Genomic DNA, 6,179 nt, shown 5'->3' on the forward strand with positions numbered 1-6,179 from the left:
ACGTACACACTATGTTTTTCGCACCTTCGCTGGGATTTCGTTTTCCAACGTCCACAGCATTTAATGAGCCGTTTTGCTGCTGAAATGAATGTTTTTATTCTGGAAGAGCCCATTTTTGAAAATCTAGAAACTGGTTATCTCGCGATAGACAACAGGCATGAGCAGTTAACCATTGTTACGCCGCACCTTCCATTTGGTTTAGATCAGGAGCTGGAAAAATTGTTAATGCGAAAATTATTAACGGAATTTATTGGAGAGACAGATTTAAATGACTGGATATTCTGGTACTACACCCCTATGGCACTTCAATTTTCCGATCATCATACTGCGGCATTAACGGTGTTTGATTGCATGGACGAACTTTCTGCCTTTGATTTCGCACCCAAAGAATTGGTATTACTGGAAAAAATGTTACTTAAAACGGCAGATGTTGTTTTCACCGGCGGACATTCGCTACACGAAGCAAAAAAAGATCAGCATAATAACATACACGTTTTTCCAAGTAGTATTGATAAAACGCACTTTAGCAAGGCTCGCACTGCAGATGAGGAACCAGCTGACCAGGCAAATATTAAAGGGTTTAAACTTGGTTTTGTAGGGGTAATTGATGAACGCTTTGATGCAAAGCTGATTGAGGAAATTGCGTTAAAACGACCGGAATGGCAAATTGTATTGTTAGGGCCGGTTGTAAAAGTAGCGATGGAAAGTTTGCCAACAGGAACTAATCTTCATTACTTAGGTCAAAAAAATTATCAAGACCTACCTGCATATCTTTCAGGCTGGGATGTTGCTTTGATTCCTTTTGCAATTAACAACTCTACCCGCTTTATCAGTCCAACGAAAACGCCAGAGTATCTTGCAGCCGGTTTAAGAGTAGTTTCTACACCTATCCGCGATGTTGTTAAACCTTACGGAATCGAAAAGCTGGTGAGCATCGCATCAAATGCTGATGAGTTTATCAGTGCTATTGAACATGCGATTGCCCAAAACGATACTGTTGAATGGAAAAATAAAGTTGACGTGTTTTTATCAGATAAATCCTGGGAAAATACTTTCGAGGAAATGAAAAAGAAAATGCACTGGACTTTATTTGAAACCGATAAATTACTGGCCAGTTAATGGGAGATGAACATCCATTTAAAACCTTTTGGATGGCTGGTTTTGAATGTTCAGACCAGCTTAACCACTATGGAAACCGGGTAGATTTGCTTACTGAAACCGGGCATATTACCAATGTATCAGCTGATTATAAACGCATCAGTGAAATAGGAATATCAACCGTAAGAGAAGGCATTCGGTGGACTCACGTGGAACCGAAACCTTACACCTATGATTTTGGCACCGTGGCGAAAATGATTGACGCAGCCAGAATCGGTGGTATCCAGCAAATTTGGGACGTTTGCCATTTTGGCTATCCCGATGACCTCAGTCCTTTACATCCCCATTTTACGGACCGGTTTGTAGGGGTCTGCAGTGCTTTTGCTTATTTTTACCGTGATTATTGTCCTGGCGAAACGCTAATTGTTACGCCAATTAATGAAGTGGGATTTATTTCATGGTTGGGTGGCGACCACGCCAGCACCACGCCTTATGCCCGTGGGATGGGTTGGGATGTGAAGTATGCACTCGTGAGGACTTACATACAGGCGATCAAGGTTTTTAAGGAAATTGATCCGAGTACGAAAATAATGACCACCGAACCTATTGTTAATATCGTGCCTGCACTAGATGCAACAATGGAAATGGTTATACAGGCCGAGGAAAGCCATGATGTACAATACCAGGCTACCGATATGCTCACAGGAAAAATGTGTCCGGAACTTGGAGGCTCAAACGACCTGATTGATTATATGGGTTTTAATTTCTACTACAACAACCAATGGGTAGCCAGCGATTTTTCAGGCCTTCCCTGGGCAAACAATGATCCTGATCCGAGATGGCGAGGATTATCTTCTTTATTTGTAGAAGCTTATCATCGTTACGGCTTACCAATAGTACTTGCAGAAACCAGTCACCCCGGAGAACATCGCCCGAATTGGATTGAGCTGATTACACGCGAATGTGTTAAAGCGCTTCAGTATGGGGTGCCGTTAAAAGGTATCTGTTTATATCCAATCATTGATCGGCCAGATTGGGATCACTTGCATTACTGGCACCACTCCGGATTATGGGATGCTGATGCTGAAAACCCTTTTTCAAGAATTCTCTATCAACCCTATGCTGATGCCATAAGTGCTGCAATGAAAGTGTTAAATATCAAGTCAACTTAAATCATTGATTTATCATTTAGTGATTTCAATTTTCCCATCATTTTTAATCCTAAAGATATATTGAATAAATTTCCGAAATTTAGAGATATCTACTTTTGCAACCTCTCCCTGATTTCCTTTTCCGTCATTGACAACATCTCCCACTTCGACCGCGTTTAGTTGTTCTCTCGTAGAATTTTGATTAACTAACATGATAATAGATTAATTTGGAAATAGTAGAATATAAAACAATGTTTATCATCTTATTAATTCATCAACAAGAGCTAAAAAAGAAAATTTAAACATGGTTTTAACTCATTCGTGGTAGTAAAGGGCTATAGTTTTTTACTGAAGCCCAGCCTACATTTGTAATGTTAAGATAGGAGCAATTATTTTAACACGGGACGAATTCTATGCCTGGATAGGATAGGAAGATTAATTACAGATCCTAACAGATCTGTTAAAGAAGCCTTTCAGAGATGGAAGGCTTCTGTTATTTTATCCCTGCTATGTTAAAATTAACAATTGCTGTTACACTTCTGCTTTTAATAAACCTTTCACTAAACTTTTCCATTGCGGGTAAGAAAGCCCGATTTTGGCGGCTGTACCGACTAGTGCATTGCGAAAATTATCTAATCCATTTCCGGTTTCCATATTTGGCGATTCATTGCGGGCGTGTTCCTCTGCATACACCACATTTTTAACACGTTTTATCTGGAAGGTTGATGTTGCCTTTGATGTTAGAAAATGAGCAGTCTTCCCTTCCGGATCAAGCGGATGCGACGATGGGCGTACCCGAAGCGTAAAGACATCTTCATCAAAATCAACTTCTGAAAATACTGCTTCTACATGAACCCAATCATAGCCCTTCCCAATGCTGGTTCCTGGCCCGGGAATATCTATACGAATATAGTCTCCTTCGGCTACCGTCCTATCACAACTTCGTCCGCTGGAATCAAAAAGCTTAAATGATGATAAAGGGATATTTGACATCTCGCCCCAACGGTTAACGTCTGCGAGCCTGCTTTTTCCGATTTGATACAATTCTATTGCCTGGATGTAGCTTTCACATGCTACACGCTCAATAGCATCAGTTTCGCCACCACTTTGGTGTACCGGAATATGATCTCTTCCAATAATTTCTCTTTCCATTTCAATGCGCTTTATTTTCATTAAAAACAGGTTGTTTCCAAAAATTGTTCAGGAGATTTGTACCCTTTTAAACATTGACAAATACGCGGTTCTTAAGTGTTGAATACGGATGAAACTGGTCTATTTCGTCGTTAGTATTTCTTTACACTATCACCAGGATCCATTCTTTTAGCGGGCTGAATGGAATCTTTAGTTTTTGTGGTATCTTCCATATCCTTATAATGATTACCTTTTTCAGGATTATAATTGGAGCATCCGGCTAAAATGATGATGCCAGCTGCAAGGCTTAGGATAAATTTAATATTTTTCATAGCATTTAAGGTTAGGTGTTAGTTATACAAGCCTTATTACCAACACTTTGTTTCAACATTCCGAAATGAAAAATCAAAACATTTACCTATGCAACGATAAAGCCACAATAAACACTATCCCAGTCGCTTTTTCCATTCCAGCTTTCTCTGCTGGTAATCTTCAAAACCTTGTGCCCGCTTCCAGAAGCCATAAAAAATTGCCGCTGCCGCTGCTTTTTCGTCGGTTCCGGTGCCGCGATCCAGCGGGGCATAATCTTTATCTTTGTCGTATTTTTTTCCACCCTTATAATTTGCATAGCGCCGGGCCCGGGTGTAACCCATTTGTAAATACTTCCTGGCAAGGTCAGCGCCTACAAAATCATTCTTTGATAAATACCCTTTAAATAATTCGAAAATTTTTTCTGCACTCTCCTGAGCAATTACAGGGTTTTTAAAACGCCACAAAGGGCCGATTTCTGATTTATAGGGCTCACAGATTAGCACACCCTGTTCACCCTTCCCTACCTTATATTGTTCAGGATGTTTTTTATAATCGATATCAGGTTTCCAGGCATAAGTTGAAATCTGGAAATCCAGATAGGATGGCTTTTTATGATTTTTATCTTCAGTATGATTGCTCATTACAAAGCTCCCTTCACCATTTTGTTCAACGTTTTTAAATTTGCATGGGCATCACCCATAGTATTGTTAAAGTAGCTAAAAACGGCTTTACCTTCATCCATCCAGTCTTTAATATAGCTGGCATATTCAGCCAGTAATGCTTCAGTGTAACTGCCTTTGTAATTGCCACCGGGGCCATGAAAACGCAGGTAAACAAAGGGAGCTTCATCCATCTGCATCGGACTTGCGGCATTTCTCTTATCGTGAATCACTGATGCCATTTTAAATTCGGTAAGCAATTCAGAAATCTCCTCTACATAAAGAGAGGCATGTCGAAATTCAAGGGCTATTTTCCATTCTTCCAGCGGGTCGCAACGCCGAAGTTCGGCCATGAGTTGCTGTATCTGGGGGAAATGCGTCATACGCACACTCGGCGGAAACTGAACAAGTAAACACCCTTTTTTGTCAGCTGCCTCATTAATCACCTCGAAAAACCTGGCAATTTCCTTTGGGTCAAACGCTAACCCAGGATGGTGTGTAATCCCTTTAAAAAGTTTAAAAGTAAATCTAAAATTTTCCGGCACTTCTGCTCTCCATTTTTTAACAGTTGAGGGTTGAGGAATTTTATAAAAGGAACTGTTGATTTCGATGCTGTTTACAAGCGAACCATAATAGCACAGCCTCGATCGGTTTTGGTATTCTTCAGGATAAAATGCTTTATTCGGAACCGGCAACAGCAAGCCACTGGTGCCCGTGTAGTAATTATCCATAAGGTTACTGTTTTGGAAGTTCAATATAAAATGTTGTGCCTATACCCTGTTCACTCACCAGCCAGATTCTTCCATGATGCAGATCGACAATATCTTTTATAATACTCATGCCTAACCCACCAGATTCTTCGCCATTAAGTCCTTGTCTAAGCACTGATTTTTCATTTTGAAAAAGTTTCTCTTTAATTTTTTCAGGAATCCCAATGCCGTTATCACTCACCGAAACCACTACAGTTTCTCCCCGGTCTTCGGCATTTACCTCGATATTGCCGCCAAACGATGTAAATTTTATGGCGTTTGAGATTAAGTTATTGACCACCTGCATAAACTTCATGCTATCAAGAAACATAAAGATCTTCTCCTGACCTGATGAAAAAGTAAAGTTCCTGATTTCTCGTAGATGAGAACGTTTATAAAAACGAACAACATCTTTGAGTTCCCAAATCAAATCTACCCGTTCCCGCTTAATTGCTACGACTGATGATTTCAGAAACTCATGGTTAACCATACTTCTGATGAGTTTCAAATTGCGCTCGCAGACATCGGCAATAAACTGTAAGGAGTCTTTAAACTCTTCTTCGGCAACTCTACCAATTTTATTCTCCATTGATGATACCGCCATTTTGATCATGCCTAATGGTTCCTTAAGATCGTGAGAGAGCACTTCAAGCGTAACATTCTTACGGCCGTTGATTTGTTCTATATGTGTTTTGTTTTCTTGTGCAGTAGTGAAATCATCCAGAACTCCATAAATCTCATTATGCTCCTGATCAAAGTAAGCGCTGCATTTCAGATATTTTACAGTTTCATCAACCGATAATATCCGGAAAACATATTTTTTTGTTCCACCATCTGCTAGCAATTCTTCGTAACAACTTTGTAAATGGTCTTTATCCTCATCATGAACTGCAGACCATAATTGTTTGATATCAATGGAATTTTCCAAACAATTAAATAAGATGATAAATGCGTCATTTACATACGTGAAAGAAGACCGTTGAATGTCAAAAATAAAATAACCATCCAAAGCGGACGATCCCATACTTAAAAAAAATATCATTGCGAATCTCAGCCATTAATTTGATTGTTTATTAGTT

The 6,179-nt window shown here is 39.7% G+C and carries 7 protein-coding genes; 2 read left to right on the top strand and 5 right to left on the bottom strand.

The window, feature by feature from the left end; translation table 11 throughout:
- On the top strand, positions 1 to 1,119 hold a 1,119-nt coding region (locus ON09_RS21780; protein WP_010603193.1), incomplete at its 5' end, for a glycosyltransferase family 1 protein.
- Between the two features lie 32 nt (positions 1,120 to 1,151).
- Positions 1,152 to 2,270: an amine oxidase gene (locus ON09_RS21785; RefSeq protein ID WP_238533772.1), complete on the top strand. Its 1,119-nt coding sequence runs from the start codon at positions 1,152 to 1,154 to the stop codon at positions 2,268 to 2,270.
- Positions 2,271 to 2,780: 510 nt separating this feature from the next.
- Here ON09_RS21785 and ON09_RS21795 read toward each other — a convergent pair.
- From ON09_RS21795 to ON09_RS21815, 5 genes are all read right to left on the bottom strand, one after another.
- The gene (locus ON09_RS21795; RefSeq protein WP_039843099.1) at positions 2,781 to 3,401 is read right to left on the bottom strand and encodes a hypothetical protein; all 621 of its coding nucleotides are present in this window, start codon (positions 3,399 to 3,401) and stop codon (positions 2,781 to 2,783) included.
- Positions 3,402 to 3,532: 131 nt separating this feature from the next.
- Complete coding sequence (locus tag ON09_RS21800; RefSeq protein ID WP_029204554.1) at positions 3,533 to 3,712, bottom strand: hypothetical protein; 180 nt, start codon at positions 3,710 to 3,712, stop codon at positions 3,533 to 3,535.
- A 114-nt stretch (positions 3,713 to 3,826) separates the two neighbouring features.
- A complete protein-coding gene (locus tag ON09_RS21805) occupies positions 3,827 to 4,333 on the bottom strand; it encodes a DUF4385 family protein (RefSeq protein WP_010603197.1) in 507 nt (168 codons plus the stop codon).
- The gene (locus ON09_RS21810) at positions 4,333 to 5,082 is read right to left on the bottom strand and encodes a DUF72 domain-containing protein (RefSeq protein WP_010603198.1); all 750 of its coding nucleotides are present in this window, start codon (positions 5,080 to 5,082) and stop codon (positions 4,333 to 4,335) included. The genes ON09_RS21805 and ON09_RS21810 overlap by 1 nt, the downstream gene beginning before the upstream one ends.
- Positions 5,083 to 5,086: 4 nt before the next feature.
- Positions 5,087 to 6,028, bottom strand: coding sequence for a sensor histidine kinase (locus ON09_RS21815; RefSeq protein ID WP_238533773.1), 942 nt, complete (start codon positions 6,026 to 6,028; stop codon positions 5,087 to 5,089).
- Positions 6,029 to 6,179: the final 151 nt, after the last annotated feature.

Source organism: Pedobacter agri PB92 (genome assembly GCF_000258495.1).
GTDB classification, from domain to species: domain Bacteria; phylum Bacteroidota; class Bacteroidia; order Sphingobacteriales; family Sphingobacteriaceae; genus Pedobacter; species Pedobacter agri.